Source organism: Streptomyces sp. NBC_00873 (assembly GCF_045207415.1).
GTDB lineage: Bacteria > Actinomycetota > Actinomycetes > Streptomycetales > Streptomycetaceae > Streptomyces.
The window spans coordinates 9,023,046-9,044,437 of record NZ_CP108803.1 but is presented as its reverse complement, the minus strand read 5'-3'; the positions used below and the strand labels follow the sequence as shown (position 1 = coordinate 9,044,437).

Annotated in this window: 18 protein-coding genes and 1 pseudogene; 11 read left to right on the top strand and 8 right to left on the bottom strand. The window is 69.0% G+C overall.

Going from position 1 to position 21,392, the window contains the following annotated elements:
• Window positions 1-73 precede the first annotated feature (73 nt).
• The 5 genes and pseudogenes from OH809_RS42090 to OH809_RS42070 form a co-directional block, all read right to left on the bottom strand.
• Entirely contained in the window at window positions 74-955 is an 882-nt protein-coding gene (locus OH809_RS42090; protein ID WP_406424658.1) for a BTAD domain-containing putative transcriptional regulator, read from the bottom strand.
• 320 nt (window positions 956-1,275) lie between these two features.
• Window positions 1,276-2,862, bottom strand: a complete 1,587-nt coding sequence (locus tag OH809_RS42085; RefSeq protein WP_406415622.1) for an acyl-CoA carboxylase subunit beta — start codon at window positions 2,860-2,862, stop codon at window positions 1,276-1,278.
• Window positions 2,863-2,987: 125 nt separating this feature from the next.
• Entirely contained in the window at window positions 2,988-3,176 is a 189-nt protein-coding gene (locus OH809_RS42080; RefSeq protein ID WP_406415624.1) for an acyl-CoA carboxylase epsilon subunit, read from the bottom strand.
• Between the two features lie 253 nt (window positions 3,177-3,429).
• Window positions 3,430-3,642, bottom strand: a pseudogene (locus OH809_RS42075) (zinc ribbon domain-containing protein); the annotation flags it as partial.
• A 177-nt stretch (window positions 3,643-3,819) separates the two neighbouring features.
• Complete coding sequence (locus OH809_RS42070; RefSeq protein WP_406415626.1) at window positions 3,820-4,752, bottom strand: NAD(P)H-binding protein; 933 nt, start codon at window positions 4,750-4,752, stop codon at window positions 3,820-3,822.
• A 205-nt stretch (window positions 4,753-4,957) separates the two neighbouring features.
• Between OH809_RS42070 and OH809_RS42065 the strand changes: the two genes are divergently transcribed.
• Window positions 4,958-5,626, top strand: coding sequence for a ScbR family autoregulator-binding transcription factor (locus tag OH809_RS42065; RefSeq protein WP_406415628.1), 669 nt, complete (start codon window positions 4,958-4,960; stop codon window positions 5,624-5,626).
• Here the strand turns inward: OH809_RS42065 and OH809_RS42060 are convergent.
• A complete protein-coding gene (locus OH809_RS42060) occupies window positions 5,619-7,160 on the bottom strand; it encodes an FAD-dependent monooxygenase (RefSeq protein ID WP_406415630.1) in 1,542 nt (513 codons plus the stop codon). The two genes, OH809_RS42065 and OH809_RS42060, sit on opposite strands and share 8 nt — an antisense overlap.
• Before the next feature lie 433 nt (window positions 7,161-7,593).
• On the opposite strand from OH809_RS42060, the gene OH809_RS42055 reads away from it, so the two are divergent.
• Both OH809_RS42055 and OH809_RS42050 read left to right on the top strand, forming a co-directional pair.
• A complete protein-coding gene (locus tag OH809_RS42055; protein ID WP_331743599.1) occupies window positions 7,594-8,715 on the top strand; it encodes an IS630 family transposase in 1,122 nt (373 codons plus the stop codon).
• A gap of 395 nt (window positions 8,716-9,110) precedes the next feature.
• Window positions 9,111-10,580 carry an IS200/IS605 family accessory protein TnpB-related protein gene (locus tag OH809_RS42050; RefSeq protein WP_406415631.1) on the top strand — a complete coding sequence of 490 codons (1,470 nt, stop codon included), beginning with the start codon at window positions 9,111-9,113 and terminating at the stop codon, window positions 10,578-10,580.
• 8 nt (window positions 10,581-10,588) lie between these two features.
• On the opposite strand, the gene OH809_RS42045 is transcribed toward OH809_RS42050, so the two are convergent.
• Window positions 10,589-12,082 carry an MFS transporter gene (locus tag OH809_RS42045; protein ID WP_406415633.1) on the bottom strand — a complete coding sequence of 498 codons (1,494 nt, stop codon included), beginning with the start codon at window positions 12,080-12,082 and terminating at the stop codon, window positions 10,589-10,591.
• Window positions 12,083-12,355: 273 nt separating this feature from the next.
• On the opposite strand from OH809_RS42045, the gene OH809_RS42040 reads away from it, so the two are divergent.
• The 6 genes from OH809_RS42040 to OH809_RS42015 all read left to right on the top strand — a co-directional run bounded on the left by OH809_RS42040 (window position 12,356) and on the right by OH809_RS42015 (window position 17,546).
• Window positions 12,356-12,727 (top strand): YciI family protein, encoded by a 372-nt coding sequence (locus tag OH809_RS42040; protein WP_406415634.1) that lies wholly within the window; start codon window positions 12,356-12,358, stop codon window positions 12,725-12,727.
• The gene (locus OH809_RS42035) at window positions 12,724-13,983 is read left to right on the top strand and encodes an RNA polymerase sigma factor (protein ID WP_406415636.1); all 1,260 of its coding nucleotides are present in this window, start codon (window positions 12,724-12,726) and stop codon (window positions 13,981-13,983) included. The genes OH809_RS42040 and OH809_RS42035 overlap by 4 nt, the downstream gene beginning before the upstream one ends.
• Before the next feature lie 255 nt (window positions 13,984-14,238).
• Entirely contained in the window at window positions 14,239-14,757 is a 519-nt protein-coding gene (locus OH809_RS42030; RefSeq protein ID WP_406415637.1) for a hypothetical protein, read from the top strand.
• Between the two features lie 82 nt (window positions 14,758-14,839).
• Window positions 14,840-15,685: a DUF4097 family beta strand repeat-containing protein gene (locus tag OH809_RS42025; protein ID WP_406415639.1), complete on the top strand. Its 846-nt coding sequence runs from the start codon at window positions 14,840-14,842 to the stop codon at window positions 15,683-15,685.
• A gap of 77 nt (window positions 15,686-15,762) precedes the next feature.
• The gene (locus tag OH809_RS42020; RefSeq protein ID WP_406424660.1) at window positions 15,763-16,767 is read left to right on the top strand and encodes an ATP-binding cassette domain-containing protein; all 1,005 of its coding nucleotides are present in this window, start codon (window positions 15,763-15,765) and stop codon (window positions 16,765-16,767) included.
• Window positions 16,764-17,546 (top strand): ABC transporter permease, encoded by a 783-nt coding sequence (locus OH809_RS42015; RefSeq protein WP_406415641.1) that lies wholly within the window; start codon window positions 16,764-16,766, stop codon window positions 17,544-17,546. Before OH809_RS42020 ends, OH809_RS42015 begins: the two co-directional genes overlap by 4 nt.
• A gap of 326 nt (window positions 17,547-17,872) precedes the next feature.
• Here the strand turns inward: OH809_RS42015 and OH809_RS42010 are convergent, their stop codons facing one another.
• Complete coding sequence (locus OH809_RS42010) at window positions 17,873-18,787, bottom strand: class II fructose-bisphosphate aldolase (protein WP_406415642.1); 915 nt, start codon at window positions 18,785-18,787, stop codon at window positions 17,873-17,875.
• A gap of 362 nt (window positions 18,788-19,149) precedes the next feature.
• On the opposite strand from OH809_RS42010, the gene OH809_RS42005 reads away from it, so the two are divergent.
• Window positions 19,150-20,106, top strand: a complete 957-nt coding sequence (locus tag OH809_RS42005; protein ID WP_406415644.1) for a GlxA family transcriptional regulator — start codon at window positions 19,150-19,152, stop codon at window positions 20,104-20,106.
• Between the two features lie 103 nt (window positions 20,107-20,209).
• Window positions 20,210-21,208: a type I glyceraldehyde-3-phosphate dehydrogenase gene (gene gap, locus OH809_RS42000; RefSeq protein WP_406415646.1), complete on the top strand. Its 999-nt coding sequence runs from the start codon at window positions 20,210-20,212 to the stop codon at window positions 21,206-21,208.
• Window positions 21,209-21,392: the final 184 nt, after the last annotated feature.

The following is a 21,392-nucleotide window of genomic DNA, read 5'->3' as shown; positions in this document are numbered from 1 at the left end:
CCACTTATTGCGCCGCACTGCAGCCAGAGTCGCGGTGATCTGCGCCGCTGTGGCACGACCCGCCTCTCACACGTCAGTTCACGGGTAACGAGCGTGCGCTGCCCGCACGGGCAGAGGGGGGAGGAACCGTGGCAGGCATCTGCTGCTCCGCGGCCAGCGGAGTCTCCGGCGCGGCTGTCAGGATCGACTGCTGGAGCCGGCGCAACCGTGCCGAGGGCTCCAGGCCCAGGTCCCGTACGAGGGTGCTGCGCAGCCGGTGGTAGACGTCGAGGGCCTCGCCGCGCCGCCCCGAGCGGTGCAGCGCCAGCATGAACTGGGCGTGCAGGTTCTCGTGGGTGGGGTAACGGCTGGTCAGCACGGTCAGTTTCGGGAGCAGTTCGCGGTGGCGGCCGAGCCGGAGGTCGGCCTCGATGCGCTGATCGAGGGCGCACAGCCGGCTCTCTTCCAGCCGTTTGGCCTCCATCTCCAGCTGCGCACCGGTCTGCACGTCCGCGAAGGCCGAGCCGGTCCACAGGGCGAGTGCCTCACCAAGCAGGCGCGAGGCGCCCTGGAAGTCTCCTGCGTCCATCGCGCGGTAGCCCACGCCCGCGAGCCGTTCGAACTCCCGGACGTCGCTGGTCCCGCCACCGGAGACGAGCATGTACCCGCCGGGCGAGGTGACCAGGACGTCCTTGGCGCGGCGCCGCGGGGGCGAAGCAGGCTCGGCGGCGCGTGTGTCCTTCTCCAGCGCGAGCGTGATGAGGTCGCGCAGTTGCAGGACGTAGGTCTGCAACGTGGTGCGCGCGCTGCGCGGGGGCCGGCCCGCCCACAGCTCGTCGATGAGAGCGGAGACCGGCACCACCTGGTCGGCGTGCAGCGCCAGAAGGGCGAGCACCTGCCGGGGCTTCGGCGCAGTAGGAGCGATGGACGCCCCATTCTCCCTGACGTCTAATATGCCCAGTACGTCGATCTGCACGCCGTTGCCCCCTCGGTGAATGTGCATTTCCCGGCACCTCACGAGTACAAAACAGGCCGGCCGGTTTGTCAACGGCAAACCGTTGGTGCTGTTTTGATGTACCGTCAGCCAGGCATGCGCGACCTCCTCCCGTACGCCTCTGAGGAGGGGATTCACGCGACTCCATGCTGCCCGACCGCAAGGACGCGTGCAGGCGTCCATCGATTCCCGGCGGAAATCTGCCCTGACAAACGGGCGTTCTCGCGGGCACAGCAGACCTCTCGGGCAAAATAACAGAACTGTCGTGCGGTTGACTCGTACTGCCGTCAAGGGTCGTGCTGTTACTGCGGGGGGTTGCCGTGCTTACGGGAGGGCAGGTCGGCGTGCTTGCTGTGCAGCATGGCCAGGGACCGGATGAGTACCTCGCGGGTCTCCGCCGGGTCGATGACGTCGTCGACCAGGCCGCGCTCGGCCGCGTAATAGGGGTGCATGAGCTCGGCCTTGTACTCCTTGACCATCCGGGCCCGCAAGGCCTCAGGGTTCTCGGCCTCGGCGATCTGGCGGCGGAAGATGACGTTGGCCGCGCCCTCGGCGCCCATCACGGCGATCTCGTTGGTGGGCCACGCGTAGGTGAGGTCGGCGCCGATGGACTGACTGTCCATGACGATGTAGGCACCTCCGTACGCCTTGCGCAGGATCAGCGAGATCCGGGGCACGGTGGCGTTGCAGTAGGCGTACAGCAGTTTCGCGCCGTGCCGGATGATGCCGCCGTGTTCCTGGTCGACGCCGGGCAGGAAGCCAGGGACGTCCAGGAAGGTCACGATCGGGATATTGAAGGCGTCGCACATCTGCACGAACCGAGCGGCCTTCTCGCTGGCCTCGATGTCCAGAACACCGGCCAGCGACTGGGGCTGGTTGGCGACGATGCCGACGACCCGGCCGTCCAGGCGGGCCAGCGCGCAGATGATGTTGCGGGCCCAGCGCTCGTGGATCTCCAGGTAGTCGCCGTCGTCGACGATCTCCTCGACGACCTTGCCCATGTCGTAAGGGCGGTTGCCGTCCGCCGGAACCTGGTTCAGCAGCACGTGGCTACGCCGGTCGACGGGGTCGCCGCTGCGCACCCGGGGCGCCGCCTCCCGATTGTTCTGCGGGAGCATCGACAGCAGGTAGCGGACCTCGGCAAGGCAGGTTTCCTCATCGTCGTACGCGAAGTGACACACGCCCGACGTCTCGGCGTGCACGTCGGCGCCGCCCAGACCGTTCTGGGTGATCTCCTCGCCGGTCACCGCCTTGACCACGTCGGGGCCGGTGATGAACATCTGCGAGGTGTCGCGCACCATGAACACGAAGTCCGTCAGAGCCGGGCTGTAGGCCGCACCCCCCGCACACGGGCCCAGCATCACACTGATCTGCGGGATGACACCCGACGCCCTGGTGTTGCGCTGGAAGATCCCGCCGTACCCGGCGAGCGCACTCACACCCTCCTGAATACGCGCCCCGGCACCGTCGTTGAGCGACACCAGCGGCGCGCCGGCCGCGATGGCCATGTCCATGATCTTGTGGATCTTCGTTGCATGCGCCTCACCCAGCGCACCACCGAAGATCCGGAAGTCGTGGGCGTAGACGAACACTATCCGCCCATCCACCGTGCCCCAGCCGGTGATCACACCGTCCGTGTACGGCTTTTTCGCCTCCAGCCCGAACCCCGTCGCCCGGTGCCGGCGCAACCGCTCGACCTCCTGGAACGAACCCGCATCCATCAGCAGCCCGATACGCTCCCGGGCCGTCAGCTTGCCCTTGGCGTGCTGCGCCGCCGTCGCCTCCTCACTCGGCCCGTCCAACACCTGAGCCCGTATCGCGTGCAACTCCGCCACGCGACCGCGTAGGTCGGTCGGCCCTGTCCCGGTCGGCGCGGGGGAAGTCGTCATCGCCATCTCTGGTCCCTTTCTGGGACAAGGCTGAGGAGATCCCGCCCCGGTTCCTGGAGAACATGGTCAAACCGCCTATACGGTTTCGTTTCCTGTGATGGAAGGCGCCTCGGGCAGCGGTCGGCTCACCGCCAGCTGCCGGGCGGAGCGTAGCCTTGCGGCCGCTTCCACCAATTCCATCCGAGCAACAGCGGCTGCTCGGGCTCCGCCCGGTCGCGTGCGCGCAAAGCAAGCAGCACCGCCGCGAGAGCGGCCAGCTCCTCTTGGCTGGCCTGGCCGCGTTCCACGCGGAGCACAGCTTCTGTGCTCTCCATCCGGCCCATCCCCTCCTCACAGCCCCGGGCCATGGTCGATCGGGACACTCGAGAAGTGCTGAGGGATCGCTGGAGGCTCAACCCGGGCTGCGCCTCAACGACACTCCGGGACCGGAAGATGACCATGCCACGAGGGCGACAGCTCGCCACGGCGTCATCCGAGGTCCCACAGACAGAGGTCGACGACGGCCGCCCTCACGAGGCCACACGGGACTCGATGTGACTCCCCCCTCGTGAACGAGGGGGCTTCTCGTTACGCCGGGTTGGCGTTTCGACGGACCAGCCCGGCCCGTGGAACGTTGGTCGCTCCCACGGTGTCCGCGTGCGCCTGGTGGCCGCATGCGACGCAGTGGAACTTCTCCTGTGTGGGCCGGTTCTCCTTGGCGGTGTGCCCGCATCCGGGGCATCGCCGCGAGGTGTTGCGGGGGTCCACAGCGATCACTTCCCGTCCGGCGCTTTCAGCCTGAGGCGCGCCGGATTCCGGCATCGTGCACGGACCACGAGGAGGCCGTGCTCGTGACCGCCCAGCGGGAGGAAATACCTGCGTTCCGGGCCACCGTGACCATGACGTCGCTCACGGGGTGACCTCCCGGGGCCGGTGCGCAGCGTGCTGGGCACCAGCCCCCTCCAAGCTGACGCCGTGTCATGTTCCTCCACTCCGATCCGTCCTCCGCGGCTGTGACGAACGAGCATGCTGCACGGATCGGCTCGGGACCGGCGTCCCCGGCTCTTGCAGGGCGAAGGCCTCGAGATGGTCCTCGGCCCACCCCCGAAAGGATCCCGCCGACCGGCCCGTCACCGTACGGACGGTGTCCTCCACTTGAGCCTTGGCGCCTGCCCGCTGCCGTTCCGCGCTCTCCAGCAGCGCCTCGACGACCGGCGCCGGATAGCGCCTTCTCAGTGCAGCGCACGCTTCGTCCCGGCTCAACTCCTCGAAGTCCAGGGGAACCCCGAGCAGCCGGCCGAGCTGTTCCGTCTGCCCGATCGCGGTGAGCGCCTCCGGTCCGGTAAGGGTGTAGGTGCATCCGGCGTGCCTCTCCTCGGTCAGGGCCCGCACGGCGACTTCGGCGATGTCCCTGGGATCCACACAGGCGTTGACCGACGTCCCGTAGAGCGCGCGGACGGTGCGCTCGGACCGGATGGAGGCCGCCCAGGCCAGGGAGTTGGACATGAACGCGCGCGGACGCAGCAGGGTCCACTCCATGCCGGAGGCACGCAGCAGTTCCTCGTTGGCACGCTGCCACCGGGTGATGAGGTCGTCGGCCTGTTGGTCGAGGACAGCTGCCGCGGAGAGTTTCACCAACCGTTGCACCCCGGCTCTTTGTGCGGCGCGAACGAACCGGGAGTCGTCGTCGCCTGTGACGCGGGTGGTGACAAGGAATGCCGTCCGCACCCCCGTCACAGCCCGGGCCAGCGACCGCGGATCCTCATAGTCCCCGGCGACTGTCTCCGCCGTCGATGACGCCCCCGTGACCTTCGCGGGGTCCCTGGCCATGATGCGAACGCGCAGATCGGCGGGGAGCCGCCGGACCACTTCCCGCCCCACCGTTCCGGTGGCACCCGTCACCAGGATCACTGGGGCCTCCCTCTCCCCGTCCGGCCGACCGCAGCAGCCGCACCCTGTCATCCGCTCCTCGCTCTCCCCTGTGTTCGTTTTGGCCATGCATTGAATCTGGTACGTCCATGGGGGAGGCATGCGAATCGCAACTCCGCTGTAAGATACGAACCAGACGGTTTTTTATTGGGGTCTCGGGCCTCATCGAAGAAAGGGGGGGCCGAGAGTGGTGATGCAGGACCGGGCGATCCGCACCCGGTGGACGATCCTCACAGCGGCGGCCAAGGTCTTCGAGGAACGCGGCTACCTGGCCGCGACGATCAGCGAAATCCTCACCACCGCCGGCGTGACCAAGGGTGCCCTCTACTTCCACTTCCCTACGAAGGAAGACCTGGCGGAGGGGGTGATCCGTGAGCAGGATCACCAGCTGCCCATTCCCGACCGTGCCTGCAAGGTCCAGCAGTTGGTGGACACGACGTTCCTGCAGGCCTACCGCCTGCAGACCGACCTCCTCGTCCGGGCCGGTGTCCGGCTGTCGCTCGACCATCAGGCTCAGGGACTCGACCGCAGCGGCCCCTTCCTGCGCTGGAGCACGGTGGGCATTGATCTGCTGGAGAAAGCGCAGGCCCAGGGCGAGTTGATGCCTCACGTCGTGCCGGCAGAGACCTCCGATGTCCTGGTGGGAGCCTTCGCCGGCGTCCAGGCCATGTCCCAGGCCATGTCCAACTACGAAGACCTGCCGCGCAGAGTCAGCGCCCTGCTGCGGTACGTGCTGCCCAGTGTCGTGGTGCCGCCGGTGCTCGCTGCGGTGGACTTCTCCGAGGGCAGGGGAGCCTCGGTCCACAGCGAGTTGCAGGACATGCACATCGTGCAGCAGCCGACGTTCCTCAGCTGACCGCGCCCGAACGAGCACCCTTGGCCTCCACACCATCGGCCACCGCTCCCCCGCCCTCACCGAAGTACGCCTTGAGAGCGGGGGCGAGCTGGCCTCCCCCCGCCGCCCAGCCCACGTACCCGTCAGGCCGCACCAGCACTGCCTCACACGGCAGATCGGGTACCGGCTCGGCACGCACCATCCGCAGCAGCCCGGCCCATGCCTGCGCCTGCGTCTCGTAGCCGCCGGCCTGCCCGCCGAAGAGCAGGAGCAGCGGCCGCCCCTCGCCCAGCAGGCCGATCACATCGGTGCGGCCTTCCCGGGTGGTCAGTTCGACATTCTGCAGAAAGCTTCCCTCCCATGGGGAAGAATCCGCGCCGCGCGCAGGCAGCACCGTGTCCTGGGCACTGATCACGGAAGCCAATACGCCGCTCTCCAATCCTCCGGCCAGCAGCTCACCGAACAGGGCGCGCAGCGGGTCGAGTTCGGTATCCGGCCGCATGAGGGCCAGCTGCGCCCGCGTGTTGTCGATGACCCGCTGCGCGGCGGGCCGGCGCTCCTGGTCGTAGGTGTCGAGCAGCCCTTCACCCGCGGAGCCGCGCACCGTGAGCGCCAGCTTCCAGCCGAGATTGAGGGCGTCCAGCAGACCGGTGCTCAGCCCCTGGCCGCCGATCGGGAAGTGCACGTGCGCCGCGTCCCCCGCCAGCAGGATCCGCCCTTTCCGGTAGGACCGGACGAGCCGGCAGAAATCGCTGAACCTGCTCAGCCACTTCGGCGCCCGCATCGCGATGTCCCGTCCCGCGATCCAGGAGACCTCCCGGCGCAGCTCCTCCAGGGTGAGCGGCAGATGGCGTGCCCGGTACGTGCCCGCGCAGTTGAGTGTCCGCAAGCGGATCCCGCCGTGCGGGACGTCCTTGGCAACGATCCAGCCGCGAGAGGTGCGGTGCCAACCCTGCCGCAGGGCGTCCGCCTTCTCGAGACGGACATCGCCCGCCATCGCGGAGACCGTGGCCGGGTACGTCCGGGAGTCGAAGCCGGCCTGCTCGCGCACTGTGCTGCGCGCGCCGTCCGCTCCCACCACGTACTCGGCCGCGCAGGTCACCCGGCCGCGCGGTCCCTCCGCCGTGACGTGGACCCCGTCCGGCCCTTGGTGTGCCTCGGTCACCCGGTGACCGCGCAGGATCATCGCACCGGCGGCCCGGGCCCGCTCCTCGAAGAGGCTCTCCAGCTCCTCCTGCGGACACTTGAGGATCGGCTGCGGTTCCGTGGCCGGGGCCGAGATAGTCAGGCCGGGAATCCCTGCGAAGTGAAAAGTGCAGCTCGCTAAGGCGGAGCTCGCCTCCTTCCCTGCGCCGGCGAGCCCGCCGAGATAACCACGCCGGACCAGGGACTGCACGGTCCGGGCATGCAGCGTGGTCGCCTTGGGCCGGCCGGACACACCGGTCTCCGCCTCGACGACCAGGGTGCGGACCCCGTATCCCGCCAGCTCGCAGGCGAGGAGCAACCCGACCGGGCCTCCGCCCACGACCACCACTTGCGCCTGCAAGTCACCCACGATCCCGGGCCTCCCCCTTTTCCCAGACTGTGCTGTCAGCGCACCGAACCAAGCAGCGATGGGGGAGGAAAAGACAGAACCCAGCGACACCGTGCAGTGCGAGTGCACGGTGAATACCCCTTCCGCCCAACTCACGCGAAGTTGATCGCATCGCCCTGTTGTGCGAATAACGAAAAGAAATATACCGAGTGGACGGTTCTTTGCAACCCTCTTGGGAGCCATTCCATGCCGCCGAGCCACGGCGCTTAAGATGATCAGTGTTGCCGGCCGGTAAGGGAGCCCGGGCCCCGCTCGCGCACCACCCCTAGTACCAATGCCGACGGCATATGCCGTGTAGTTAGGCGTTAGGCGCGTGTTGATGTGTCAAGCCGCCTGAAGCGGAGATGGAGCTCCTGCTAGTGTCCTGCGCCGGAGATCCGTCGTTAGTACCTGTATGAGTGTTTCTGCGGGTGTGCCCGCACCGCGTCGTGGTCCGAAGCTGGAACCGTTGTTGTTGTCCGTTGACGAGCGTGCGGTGTTGGAGCGTTGGGCCCGGCGGGCGACGTCTGCGCAGGCGGTGGCGTTACGGGCGCGGATCGTGCTGGCGTGTGCAGGCCCTGACGTTCCGCCGATTGTTGTGGTGGCGCGGGATCTGCGGGTAGCGGCGGACACGGTCCGCAAGTGGCGTCGGCGGTTCCTGGCCGCCCGGCTGGACGGGTTGGTGGACGAGCCCCGGCCGGGCCGGCCGCCCACCATCAGCGTCGACCAGGTGGAAGCGGTCGTGGTCAGCACGCTGGAGGAGATCCCGAAGAATGCCACCCACTGGTCGCGCAAGTCGATGGCCGAACGCAGTGGGCTGTCGAAATCGACCGTGGGCCGAATCTGGCGGAAGTTCCATCTCAAGCCTCATCTGACGGACACCTTCAAACTGTCGACGGACCCCTTGTTCGTGGAGAAGGTCTACGACGTGGTCGGGCTGTACTTCAATCCGCCCGAAGGGGCGGTGGTGCTGTCGGTGGACGAGAAGTCGCAGATCCAGGCGCTGGACCGGTCCCAGCCGGTGCTGCCGATGATGCCGGGCATGCCCGAGCGTCGCACCCATGACTACGTCCGTAACGGTCTGACCACCCTCTTCGCGGCCTTCGACGTCGCGACCGGCGAGGTCATCACCTCGCTGCACCGTCGGCACCGGGCAGCGGAGTTCAAGAAGTTCCTCATCAAGATCGAGAAGGAGGTTCCTGGGCACCTCCAGGTCCACCTGATCTGCGATAACTACGGCACCCACAAGACACCCGCCATCAGAGCATGGCTGGCCAAGCACCCCCGATTCCACCTGCACTTCACCCCTACTGGTTCGTCCTGGATCAACCAGGTGGAGAGGTGGTTCGGCTTCCTCGCCGACCAGAAGATCCGCCGCGGTGCACACAAAAGCGTACGTTCCCTGGAAGCCGACATCCGATCCTGGGTCAAGGAATGGAACGAAAACCCAACACCGTTCATCTGGACCAAGACAGCCGAAGAGATTCTCGACTCACTCGCCCGCTTCTGCCAACGGATCTCCGGCGCAGGACACTAGAACCGTGTCGACCAAGATCACTGTTCAGCAGGATCTCCATTGGATGCCAAGTCTGTCATTTCTCATGAGGTAGCGGTTGCCGCGGGGCGTTCGCGCCGGGCCATCTGGGCGAGTTAACAGATCTCGCTCCCTGACGCCTGGGTCGTATCCGCCGGCCACGCACTCGACCCGGCCGGACAGTCTCCCCGCGCGGCCAAGCTCAGCACCTGCATGACACCAGGCCAGTTCGCGCAAACGATCGACTGCTTGGCGAAGCAGGATCTCCATGCGACAGCCACCTACCCCCGAACAGGCGTTACTGGCCCTTTCAGTTGATCGAGGCAGCGCTCTACATCGCCGGCACTGCGCTGTTCTCAGGCTTCAAATTCTACTGGACCCGCCGCCGCACAACATGAGTGAGCTGGTCCTCGGGCGGCCGAACACATGTCGGAGCGGGCTCTCGCTCGCAGCGGCTGACGGCGCTGTCGTCGTCGCGGATCGCGGGTGCGATCACCAAGGCCACGCACGATCAGTGGGCGCTCGCACGCCGTTGCCAGGCGGCGCACATTCGCAAGCTGGCGGCCGGGATCAAGATGCTGCGGCACCGGCTGTCCCTCCCGGTCGGGGAGCCCGGAACGAAGCGGGCTGCGGGCGGTTACCGGTCGAAGGGCGAGTGGTTCCGCAAGTCCCGCCGTGTCGCGGCACTGGAAGCCAGGCATGCTGCTGCTGTCGTCGACTGGCAGGCCGGGCGGGTGCGGGTGGTGCGGGGCGGTAAACGTCTCCTGAACACCCGCCACCATCTCACCCAGGCCCGGCTCACCGAAGACCAGTGGCGGGAACGGTGGGAGGCGGCGCGCTGGTTCATCGCCGCTGACGGTGAGTCGGGGAAGCGGTTCGGGAACGAGACGATCCGCGTCACCCCGGACGGCGAGGTCAGCATCAAGCTGCCTGCCCCGCTCGCGCACCTGGCCAACGCCCGGCACGGCCGGTACGTCCTCGCCTCCACCGTGGCGTTCGCGCACCGGGGCGCGGAGTGGGCCGACCGCATCGAAGCGAACCGGGCCGTGGCCTACCGCATCCATCTCGATACGGAGCGAGGCCGCTGGTATCTCACCGCGTCCTGGCAACGCCCCGTGGTGCAGACCATCCCGTTGGAGACTGCCCGCGCCCAGGGCATGATCGGCGTCGACACCAACGCCGACCACTTCGCCGCCTACCTTCTCGACCGGCACGGCAATCCGGTCGGTGACCCGCACCGCTTCGGCTACGACCTGTCCGGTTCGGCCGGCCACCGCGACGCACAGATCCGCCACGCGCTGACCCGCCTGATCAACTGGGCCAAGTCTGTCGGTGTCGCCGCGATCGGCATCGAGGACCTCGACTTCACCACCGAGAAGACCCGCGAGAAACACGGCCGCCGGAAACGGTTCCGGCAGCTCATCTCCGGCATCCCGACCGGCAAGCTCAAGGCCCGGCTCGTGTCCATGGCCGCCGAACACGGTCTCGCGATCATCGCGGTCGACCCCGCCTACACCTCCCAGTGGGGTGGCCGGCACTGGCAGAAACCGCTGGCCACCCCCCACCGAAAGATGTCCCGTCACGATGCCGCGGGCATCGCGATCGGTCGACGCGCCCTCGGACACCCGGTCCGGCGTCGGACGGCACCGCCCCCGCACGACCGGAGTGATCGTGCGGGGCATCGGACCGTCCAGGCCGGACCAGGTGACCGGGGGCGTGAGGGAACCCGCCCACCCACAACGGACCGGCCCCCTGGAGGACCGTCGCCGAGGGGGAAGCGAAAGCGGGAACCCAGCGCATCCAAAACCGTTCGGGATGCGCCCAGCACGCAACAGTGGGTCCAAGACTCACTTACGCACACTGGTTAGGAACGGTTCTACGAGCGAGTCGCCTCGTAGTCGGGGAGTGCGGCCGGGGTGGTCCGGGTTGCCGGGCGCATGGTCAGGATCAGCAGGGCCAGCCCGGCGAAGATGACCGCGGCGACAACGCCGGTGACGTGCAGGCTGGCGGTGAACGCCTCCCGTGCGGTGTGCAGCAGTTCCGCGCCCTGGCCGGCGGGAAGGTGCTGGCTGGCGGCGACTGCGCCGGCCAGCGAGTCGGACGTGCCGTCCATCCGGCTGCGGTAGACCACTGCGGCCACCACGCCGAGCAGCGCGAAGCCGAGCGAACCGCCGAAGTAGTTGCCGGTCTCCGACATCGACGCCGCCGAGCCGGCGCGCTCCGGCGGCACGGACCCGACGACCAGCCCGGTGCCCAGCGCGAACAGGGGGCCGGTGCCCAGCGCCAGTACGGCGATGCCGATCATCACCGGCGGCAGGGCGCTCGCAGTGTCGATGCCGACCAGCAGCAGGCTGCCCAGCGCCGACCCCACCAGCCCGCCGGCGATCGCGGTCGTCTGCTTCATCCGCCGGGCCAGCGCCGGCGCGGCCATGGTGCCGACCGCCACGCCCAGGCCCATGGGTGCGAACAGCACCGCCGACGCGACCGGCGAGAAGCCCAGCACGCTCTGCAGGTACTGGGTCACCAGCAGGCCCGTACCAGCCATGGCGATGCCGGCGAAGACCAGCGCGACGAGTACGGCCGTGAACGGGCGGTTGCGCAGCAGCCGCAGGTCCAGCAGCGGCGTCTGAAGCCGCAGTTGCCGGCGTACGAACAGCAATCCGATGGCTGCGCCGACGACGAGGGCCACCGCCGGCACGACTGGCACGCTCTCGTCGGTCAGCTGCTTGATGCCGTAGATCATCAAAAACACCGCCACGAGCGAAAGACCGACACTGGCCAGGTCCAGCCGGCCGGCCTGGTCGCTGCGGAACTCCGGCAGCAGGACCGGCCCGGCGAGCAGCAGCAACGCCATCGCCGGCACGGCGACCAGGAACACCGATCCCCACCAGAAGTACTGGAGCAGGAATCCGGCGAGTACGGGTCCGAGCGCGCCGCCGGTGAACTGGCAGGTCGCCCAGATCGCGATGGCCTGCCCGCGCTGCCGTTCGTCGCGGAACATGTTGGTGATCAAGGCAAGTGTGGACGGCGCCAGGGTCGCGCCGGCGACGCCCAGCAGCGCACGCGCGACGATCAGCATCAGCGGGCTGACCGCGAAGGCGGCCACGACCGACAGCACCGCGAACGCCGCTGCGCCGATCATCAGCAGCCGTCGGCGGCCGATCCGGTCGCCGAGCGTACCCATCGTGATGACCAGGCCGGCCACCATGAGTCCGTAGCTGTCACTGATCCACAGCTGCTGGACGTTGGTGGCACCCAGGTCGGCGCTCAGCCGTGGGAGCGCGAGGAGCAACGCCGTCATGTCCATCGCGACGAGCAATGTCGGCAGCATGAGGACGACCAGTCCCAGCCATGCCCGGTTGACTCGCATATCCGAAACTCCCTGTTCTCTCGACATTTCGCCGGTTGGTCGGAGCGGTCGAGAGCTTCTTGACATCGGTACGGACGGAAATCTCTCGCGTCCGCCACTGTGGGGCGTCACCCACGGTGAGGTGTCACCGGACATGACGACTTCACGGTCCGGGCGATGCGACGGCGAAAAACTCATGCGAACGTGTCGGCGGGGATGTCAAGACAACGGCGGCGGCTCCGACCAACCGGGCGAAGGGCCCAGCCGGGGCTCGCGAACCACGAGGAGCACGAGATGAAGTTCCTGATCAGCATGCATATCAACCCGGCCGTGATCGATGCGCTGACCGACGAGGAGAAGGCGGCGATCGGCGACGGCCACGGCAAGTTCATGGAGGTACTGAAGACGTCCGGCGAGCTGATCACCACGCAGGCGCTGGTCGACCCGTCACAGGCCGCTGTGGTGTCCGTACGAGGCGGCCAGCCGGTGGTGACCGACGGCCCTTTCCTGGAGTCCAAGGAGTATCTGGGCGGCTTCTACCTGATCGACTGCGAGAACAAGGATCGGGCGATCGAGCTGGCAGCGCAGATCCCGGACACCGCGATCGAGGGTCTGGGGGTCGAGGTGCGGCAGGTGATGTTCGCTGACGGACAATTGGAGGCATGACAGCACCGGACTTCGAGGACCTGCTGCGTGAGCTCACGCCGCAGGTCCTCGGCACGTTGGTACGTCGGCACGCCCAGTTCGAAGGGTGTGAGGACGCCGTGCAGGAGGCCGTCCTCGCCGCCGCCGTGCAGTGGCCGGCCGAGGGAGTGCCGGACAACCCGCGCGGCTGGCTGGTGACTGTCGCGTCCCGGCGGCTCATCGACCAGATGCGCAGTGACCACGCGCGCCGCGAGCGGGAGTCGGCGACGGCCACCGAGGTGGTGCCCGAGGACGTACCGGACACCGACGACACGCTCGTCCTGCTGTTCCTGTGCTGCCATCCGACGCTGACCGCGGCCTCTCAGACCGCCCTGACGCTGCGGGCCGTCGGCGGCCTGACCACTGCCGAGATCGCCCGCGCGTTCCTGGTGCCGGAGGCCACGATGGCGGCCAGGATCAGCCGGGCCAAGCAGCGCATCAAGGCCGCCGGCAGCTCGTTCAGCCTGCCGGACGGCGCGGAGCGCGAGGAGCGGCTACGAGTCGTCCTGCACGTGCTCTACCTGATCTTCAACGAGGGCTACACCGCCTCCTCGGGCAGCGAGCTGCACCGCGCCGACCTCGCGCACGAGGCGATCCGGCTGGCCAGGATGGTGCACGCGCAGCTGCCCGAGGACGGCGAGGTGACCGGGCTGCTCGCGCTGATGCTGCTGACCCACGCCCGCCGTCAGGCGCGTACGACGGCGGCCGGCGACCTGGTGCCGCTGGACGAGCAGGACCGTGCGAAGTGGGACCGCGGGCTGATCGACGAGGGGCTGGAGCTGGTCAAGGCGTCGCTGGCCGGCCCGGCGCTGGGGTCATACCAGCTGCAGGCCGCCATCGCCGCCACGCACGCCGACGCGGCCACGGCCGAGGAGACCAACTGGCCGCAGGTGCACACCCTTTACCTGATTCTGGAACGGATCGCGCCCAACCCGATGGTCACCCTCAACCGGGCGATCGCGCTCGCCGAGACCGAGGGCCCGCCGGCCGGGCTGGCCCTGCTGTCCACATTGGACAGTGACGAGCGGATGGCCGGGCACCACCGGCTGCTGTCCGTGCGGGCGCATCTGCTGGAGAGGACCGGCGACACGGCCGGGGCGTACGAGCACTACCGGCGCGCCGCGAAGTCCACCGCCAGCATGGCCGAGCAACGCTACCTGGAGTCCCGGGCCAGCCGGGTGACACGCCTTGGCACCACAGGTGTTGCGATCGATGCAGTGCCGAGTCACAGCCACTGAGCTGCGAGGACGCCTACCTACCGGGTAGACATCGCATGGCACCACATGGTGCCGGGTGGCACCACTTGGCATCATCCGGTGCCGCACGACATCATTCCACGCTCCGGAAAGCACATGGGCACGCATGGCGCCACAATGACTCAGGTCGACCCCTTCGCCTTTTGCCAGCTCAGGGCGGCCACCCTCAAGCCCGCCCCCCCCATAAGGCGCCACTCAGACTTGCGCATGGTGCCATGATGGTGCCATCATAACGTCATGGACCTCACTCCGTATGTCGACACCCTGCGCCGCGAACTCGCGGTGGCCGCCGAAGCGGGCGGGGAAGATGCCCGCGAGCTGGCCGAGCGGCTCACCGCTCCTCTGGAGTCGGCGACCCGTCTGACCATGCTCAATGTGCTCTCCGCCGCGATGGACGAGATCACCCGCGAGCTCGCCCCCGGCTCGGTCGACGTACGGCTGCGCGGGCTGGACCCCGACTTCGTGGTGACGCCGCCGCCCGCCGACGGCGGCCCCACGGAAGCGGTCGCCGCGCCCGTCGAACCGCTCAAGGCGCAGGCGCCCGCCGACGGCGACGAGGGCGGCATCGCCCGCGTCAATCTGCGTCTGCCGGCCCACCTCAAGGCGCGCGCCGAGGAGGCCGCGAGCCGCGAGGGCCTGTCGGTCAACGCGTGGCTGGTGCGGGCCGTGTCGGCCGCGGTCGACGGCGGCACGCGGCCGCGTACGACGCAGAAGACCCACACCATCGGACAGCACTTCACGGGCTGGGTGCGCTAGCCGCGCCCGCGTCCGCCCCACTTCACCCACACCACGTCCCACCAGCGGGGACGACCCGAAGACTCAAGAGGACGGGACAGCCATGCCTTCTTTTGACACTCCCGAACCGATTTCGGCCACCGCCCACGTGTACGCCGGTTCCATCCGGTTCACCGCGGGCGACCGCCTCGACACGGTCGTCGAGGTGCAACCCCGCGACCCGAAGCGGGATCAGGACGTGCGGTCGGCCGACCAGACCGAGGTCACGTACGCGAACGGCGCCCTGACGGTCAGGACGCCCAGGCCGCGCAATCTCTTCGGGCGCACCGGCACCGTCGACGTGACGGTCGAACTGCCCACGGGCTCGCGCGTCGACATGACCGGCGCCTGGGCCCAGGTGCTCGGCGAGGGGCGGCTCGGTGAGGTCCGCGTGAAGACCTCGTCCGGTGACGTCCGCCTCGAGGCGACCGGGCCGCTCCAGCTGACCGCCTCCCACGGCTCGATCACCGTCGACCGGGTCGAGGGCATGGCCGAGATCACCACCAGCTCCGGCAGCCTGCGCGTCGGCGCCGTCGACGGCCCCGCCGTCCTGAAGAACTCGCACGGCACCACGACCGTCGGCGCCGTGACCGGCGACCTGCGGGTGAGCGGCGCCCACGGCGACATCGACATCGCGCGCGCCGAGGGCTCGGTCGCCGCCACCACCGCCCACGGCACCCTGCGCGTCGCCGACGTGGCCCGCGGCACCGTCCAGTTGGAGACCTCCTACGGCGCCATCGAGGTCGGCATCCGCGAGGGCACCGCCGCCTGGATCGACGCCAGCTCCGGCTCCGGGCAGGTGCGCAACACGCTCACCGCCTCCGAGACCCCGCAGAAGACCGAGGACACCGTCGAGGTTCGCGCCCGGACCCGTAACGGCAACATCGACGTGCTCCGCGCCCGGGCCTGAGCACTGGTCCCGCCAACTCGCCCACTCCCCCAGTCACTTCAGCCTTCGAACGGGAGGGTTCCATGCCTTCTTCTGTCATGCCCACGCCCAGGCGGGGTGACGGTCTGCAGTCGCCCGCCGCCGTCTCCACCGTCGGTCTGCGCAAGTCGTACGGCGACAAGACCGTGCTGGGCGGCATCGATCTGCGCATCCCGGCCGGGTCCGTGTTCGCACTGCTCGGGCCCAACGGCGCCGGCAAGACCACCACCGTGCAGATCCTGTCCACGCTCATCGCCGCCGACGGCGGGCAGGCCCAGGTCGCGGGCCACGACGTCACCACGTCACCGGACGCGGTGCGCGCCGCAATCGGCGTCACCGGGCAGTTCGCCGCGCTCGACGACCTGCTCACCGCCGAGGAGAACCTGCTCCTCATGGCCGACCTGCTGCGCCTCGGCAAGCGTGAAGGGCGCTCCCGTACAAAGGAGTTGCTTCAGCGGTTCGACATCGCGGACGTCGCGCACAAGCGGGCCGCGACCTTCTCCGGCGGGATGCGGCGCCGGCTCGACCTCGCCATGACGCTGGTCGGCGACCCCCAGGTGATCTTCCTGGACGAGCCGACGACCGGGCTCGATCCACGCAGCCGCCGCACCATGTGGGACACGGTGCGCTCGCTGGTCGCGGGCGGCACCACCGTCTTCCTCACCACCCAATACCTGGAGGAAGCCGACCAGTTGGCCGACCGGATCGCCGTGCTCGACGGCGGCCGGATCGTCGCCGAGGGCACCGCCGACGAACTCAAAGCGCAGATCCCCGGCAGCCACGTACGGCTGCGGTTCACCGACACCGCCGAGTACGAGCGCGCGGCCGCCGCCTTCCCCGGCGCGGCCCGAGACGACGAGAACCTCGCCCTGCGCGTGGCGGGCGACAGTGGCCTCGACGCGCTGCGCGCCCTGCTCGACCGGCTCGACGCCGCCGGCATCCGGGCCGCCGACTTCTCCGTGCACACCCCCGACCTCGACGACGTATTCCTCGCCCTGACCGGCGACGGCACCACCAAGACCGGCACCGGCTCCCCGCTTCACGTCAAGGAGACCCTGCGATGAGCACCCTCACCTACACCGTGCACGACTCGATGACGATGCTGCGGCGCAACCTCAAGCACGCGATCCGCTATCCGGCCGTGGGGTTCGGCAGCGCCATGACGCCGATCCTGATGCTGCTGCTGTTCGTGTACGCCTTCGGTGACTCGATCGGCGCCGGCATGGGCGGCGGCCGGGACGCGTATCTGAACTACCTGACACCGGGCATCATCATCATGGGGGTGGCCGCCGGCTCGATGTCGACCTCGATCGCGGTCTGCTCCGACATGACCGAGGGCATCATCAACCGCTTCCGCACCATGAACATCACACGCTCGTCGTTCATGACGGGGCATGTCATCGGCAGCGTCATCCAGACGATGGTGTGCATCGTCCTGGTCGTGGGCGTCGCGCTCGCCGTCGGATTCCGGTCGGACGCGAGCCCACTGGAGTGGCTGGCCGCCGCAGGCCTCCTCGCAGCCATCGCGTTCGCGGTGACCTGGCTGTCGGCGGCGCTCGGCCTGATCTCCAAGACCGTCGAGTCCGCGAGCAACAAGCCACTGCTGGTCCAGTTCCTGCCGTTCCTCGGCTCCGCGTTCGTGCCGGCCGACTCGATGTCGCCGGGCCTGCGCTGGTTCGCCGAGAACCAGCCGTTCACGCCGATGACCGAGACGCTGCGCGGCCTGCTCTCCGGCTCGGAGATCGGCAACAACGGCTGGATCTCGCTCGCCTGGTGCGCCGGCATCGCCCTGGTCGGCTACGTCTGGTCGCGCTCGCTGTTCAACAGCACCACCAAGCGCTGAGAGCCCATCTCTCCACCTCGGCCGATCTCGTACACGCGCCACGGCGGAGGGCCCGATGCACGCAGAGCCCTCTGCTCGCAGTGGTCCGGCAGAGGGCTTTGCGGTGAGGTTCCGGGTGCTCCACTCACCGTGTCGGAGCGCCTTTCCGAGATCGGCCGGCGGGCGGATTCTTCCGGTACCGGGCGGACCAGGGTCCCCTTTCGCGTCGCCCCCCATGCACTACCGCAGCCGGCTCGACGGCTGATCACGAAACCACTCCCGGCCCGGCGCCGCCCTGCAGCTGCTCACGACGCTGGAAACCCCCGCCAAGCCGGCCCGTCAGGCCGTCAATGCCGTCCGGCGTGGTGCTTTCCGGCAGGGGTGCACGGGCTCGTCCCGGCGTCCGGGCCCTCCAGGGTCTGGATGAGGTTGGCGACCACGTCCGCCATCGCCCGGCGGGCGGCAGCGAGGTAGACGGCTGGGTCCTGCGTGCCACCCGCCGCGAGCCTGTCGCGCAGCGCCCGCGTCATCGCGGCGTCGAGAGCGCGCCCGAAGCCGAGCTTGGCCACGCCCGCGACGACCGCTGCCCTCAGTTCTGCTGCGTTCGCCGCGGACAACTCCCGCAGGACGAGAGGCACGTTCACCGCTGTCCGCAGCCCGGCGAGCAGCGAGCGGTGGTCATCCGCCGTGCAGGTGCCGAAGGGGTGGCTTTCGCCGCTGAGTACAAGTGCGTCGGCGCCGGTAGCGTCGGCGAACTCCTGGGCTGTCCCGGGGGCGAGGTGCGCTCCGTGTGGACAGGGCGACGTGCCGATCCGTGCGGCACGCGGAGCCCCGCGGTCCCCGGTGTCCATCAACTCCGCCTCCGCCCAGAGCCCCTGCTCGTGCGCCCACGAGACCGCGTCCCGGGTCACGGCGACGGTTCTGACGTAGGAGAGATGACCGGCGTCGTACATGATCGAGCCGAAGCCACAGTGCGCTGCCTGGGCGAGCAGTGCGGTCCTGCGCACCTTCGTCAGGTGGAGCCCGACCGGCACGGTGGCAGTGCGCGCCATCTCGGCGGCGGCCCGGGCGAGTGGCGCGAGCTGCCCACCGTGATGGTCCACCGCCGTCTCGCCGATCTGGATGATCACACCGCGGCCCGCCAGCTCTGCCCCCGCCACGATCGCCTGCAGGTGCTCGAACGTGTGGGCGTCGAAGGCGGCGACGGGGCGGTGGTGCGCCCGGCCGTCGGAGAGCATCGGGCCGATGGCTGCGAGCGTCAAGGGAGCCTCCAAGGCAGCACGTTGGGTGCCCCGGACTGCAGGGCGCGGGCAATCATGATTGCACGTGCTCGCAAAGGGCGTCATTCACGCACGAGTGTGCACCCGTGGAGGGTGGGACGGTCGCAGATGAGGCGGCAGGCAAGCCGGATCAGCTGGCGGACGGCGGGAAAACAGGGGTCGGGCGTGGCATTGACAGCGGCTCGGGCGGGGCCCATAGTTTCTGCCCAAGCGTGATTGAAGTTGCGCAGTAAGTGTGGGTGTCACGCTTTTTTGAGCATCGGGCACTCCTCGGCACCTCATCTCATCTGACCTGCCCACGGAGCCGGCGTATCGAAGCCGCACCCCCGCGTACCCTCTTTCCCGTGCCAGCCTCCCGCCTTCATCGCGTCGCCGTCCTTGTGCTCGAGGGTGCGAAGCCGCTCGATGTCGGCATTCCTGCGCAGGTTTTCACGACCCGCGCGAGCATGCCGTACGAGGTGCGGGTGTGCGGCGCGGCACCCGGCCTCGTGACCGGCGGCGACGGCCTGTCGTACTACGTCACCCACGGGCTCGACACGCTTGCGTGGGCCGACATCGTCTTCGTCCCCGGCTACCGGTTCCCGGACCGCGACGACCCGCCGCAGGCCGTCATTGACGCGCTGACCGCCGCCCACGATCGGGGTGCGCGGCTTGCCGCCATCTCGACGGGCGCGTTCGCGCTCGCCGCCACGGGCCTGCTCGACGGCAAGCGCGCCACGACCCACTGGCATTACACGCGGGCGCTTGTGGCGAAGCATCCGCTCGTTCAGGTCGACGAGAATGTCCTGTTCGTCGACGAGGGCAGCGTGCTGACGTCGGCCGGCGCCGCCTCGGGCATCGACCTGTGCCTGCACATTCTGCGCGGCGACCTCGGGGTTGCCGCGTCGAACCACGCGGCCCGGCGCCTGGTCGCGGCCCCCTACCGCAGCGGCGGCCAGGCGCAGTATGTGCCGCGCAGCGTGCCCGAGCCGCTCGGCGAACGGTTCGCCGCCACCCGCGAGTGGGCGCTGCACCGGCTGTGCGAGCCCCTCACCCTCGATGCGCTCGCTCAGCATGCGACGGTGTCGCCCCGCACGTTCTCGCGGCGCTTTGTCGAAGACACGGGGTACACGCCGATGCAGTGGGTCATGCGCGCCCGGATCGACGTGGCCCGTGAGCTGCTCGAGCGTTCGGAGCGGAGCGTCGAGCAGATAGCCGCCGACGTCGGTCTCGGCACCGGTGCGAATCTGCGGTTGCACTTCCAGCGCATCCTCGACACCACGCCAAGCGAGTACCGGCGCACCTTCACCCAGGGCGAATAGCCCGCCATCACGTGGCGAGATCCTTTTGGACCATGGCGATCACGCCGCTGTCGCGGGCGGATGCTGGGCGCGAACCTGATGGCGAACAGAAGGGACATCGCTCATGACTCGCATCGCCATCAACGGATTCGGCCGCATCGGACGCAATGTGCTGCGCGCGCTGCTCGAACGCGACAGCGACCTCGAGGTCGTCGCCGTCAACGACCTCACGGAGCCCGCCGCTCTTGCGCGGCTGCTCGCTTACGACACCACGGCCGGCCGGCTGGGTCGCCCGGTGGCGGTCGACGGAAGCGTCCTCGTCGTCGACGGCCGTCGCATCACGGTGCTCGCCGAGCGTGAACCGAAGCAGCTGCCGTGGGCCGAGCTCGGCGTCGACATCGTGCTCGAGGCGACCGGCCGCTTCACGTCGGCTGCGGCCGCCCGCGCCCACCTCGACGCGGGCGCGAAGAAGGTGCTTGTCACTGCGCCGTCGGACGGCGCTGATGTCACGCTCGCGTTCGGGGTCAACACCGACGCGTACGACCCGGCCCTGCACACGATCGTCTCGAACGCCTCGTGCACGACCAACGCACTTGCGCCGCTGGCCGCGGTACTCGACGAGCTCGCCGGCATCGAGCACGGCTTCATGACGACGGTGCACGCCTACACGCAGGAGCAGAACCTGCAGGACGGTCCGCACCGCGACGCCCGCCGCGCCCGCGCCGCCGCTGTGAACATCGTGCCGACCACGACGGGCGCCGCCAAGGCGATCGGCCTCGTGCTGCCGAACCTCGACGGCAGGCTGTCGGGCGACTCGATCCGCGTGCCGGTTCCGGTGGGCTCGATCGTCGAACTCAACACGGCCGTTACGCGCGACGTGACGCGCGACGAAGTGCTGGAGGCGTACCGCGCCGCGGCACAGGGGTCGCTGGCCGGCGTACTCGAGTACTCGGACGACCCGCTCGTGTCATCCGACATCACGGGCAATCCGGCCTCGTCGATCTTCGACTCGGCCCTCACCCGCGTCGACGGCCGCCATGTCAAGGTGGTCGCCTGGTACGACAACGAGTGGGGCTTCTCGAACCGCGTGATCGACACGGTCACGCTGCTCGCCGCTCGCTGAACGGACGCCGGGGCGGTCCCCACCGCCGAAGACCGCGCTGCCCAGCACCTCTCGTCAGCGCTCTGGTGCAGCGACGCTCTGATCCTGCGAGGGTCTGGATCGCCCCGGCTGCGGTGGCTGGGGCGATCGATGTCGTGCGGCGGAGTCGCCTTGCATAATCATGCAGATAAATACATACTCTTCC

Bases quoted from the DNA above. Each gene is read 5' to 3' on its own strand.
- OH809_RS42085 (WP_406415622.1), bottom strand. From the start codon at position 2,862: ATGACGACTTCCCCCGCGCCGACCGGGACAGGGCCGACCGACCTACGC.
- OH809_RS42080 (WP_406415624.1), bottom strand. From the start codon at position 3,176: ATGGAGAGCACAGAAGCTGTGCTCCGCGTGGAACGCGGCCAGGCCAGC.
- OH809_RS42055 (WP_331743599.1), top strand. From the start codon at position 7,594: ATGAGTGTTTCTGCGGGTGTGCCCGCACCGCGTCGTGGTCCGAAGCTG.
- OH809_RS42045 (WP_406415633.1), bottom strand. From the start codon at position 12,082: ATGCGAGTCAACCGGGCATGGCTGGGACTGGTCGTCCTCATGCTGCCG.
- OH809_RS42040 (WP_406415634.1), top strand. From the start codon at position 12,356: ATGAAGTTCCTGATCAGCATGCATATCAACCCGGCCGTGATCGATGCG.
- OH809_RS42035 (WP_406415636.1), top strand. From the start codon at position 12,724: ATGACAGCACCGGACTTCGAGGACCTGCTGCGTGAGCTCACGCCGCAG.
- OH809_RS42030 (WP_406415637.1), top strand. From the start codon at position 14,239: ATGGACCTCACTCCGTATGTCGACACCCTGCGCCGCGAACTCGCGGTG.
- OH809_RS42025 (WP_406415639.1), top strand. From the start codon at position 14,840: ATGCCTTCTTTTGACACTCCCGAACCGATTTCGGCCACCGCCCACGTG.
- OH809_RS42020 (WP_406424660.1), top strand. From the start codon at position 15,763: ATGCCCACGCCCAGGCGGGGTGACGGTCTGCAGTCGCCCGCCGCCGTC.
- OH809_RS42015 (WP_406415641.1), top strand. From the start codon at position 16,764: ATGAGCACCCTCACCTACACCGTGCACGACTCGATGACGATGCTGCGG.
- gap (WP_406415646.1), top strand. From the start codon at position 20,210: ATGACTCGCATCGCCATCAACGGATTCGGCCGCATCGGACGCAATGTG.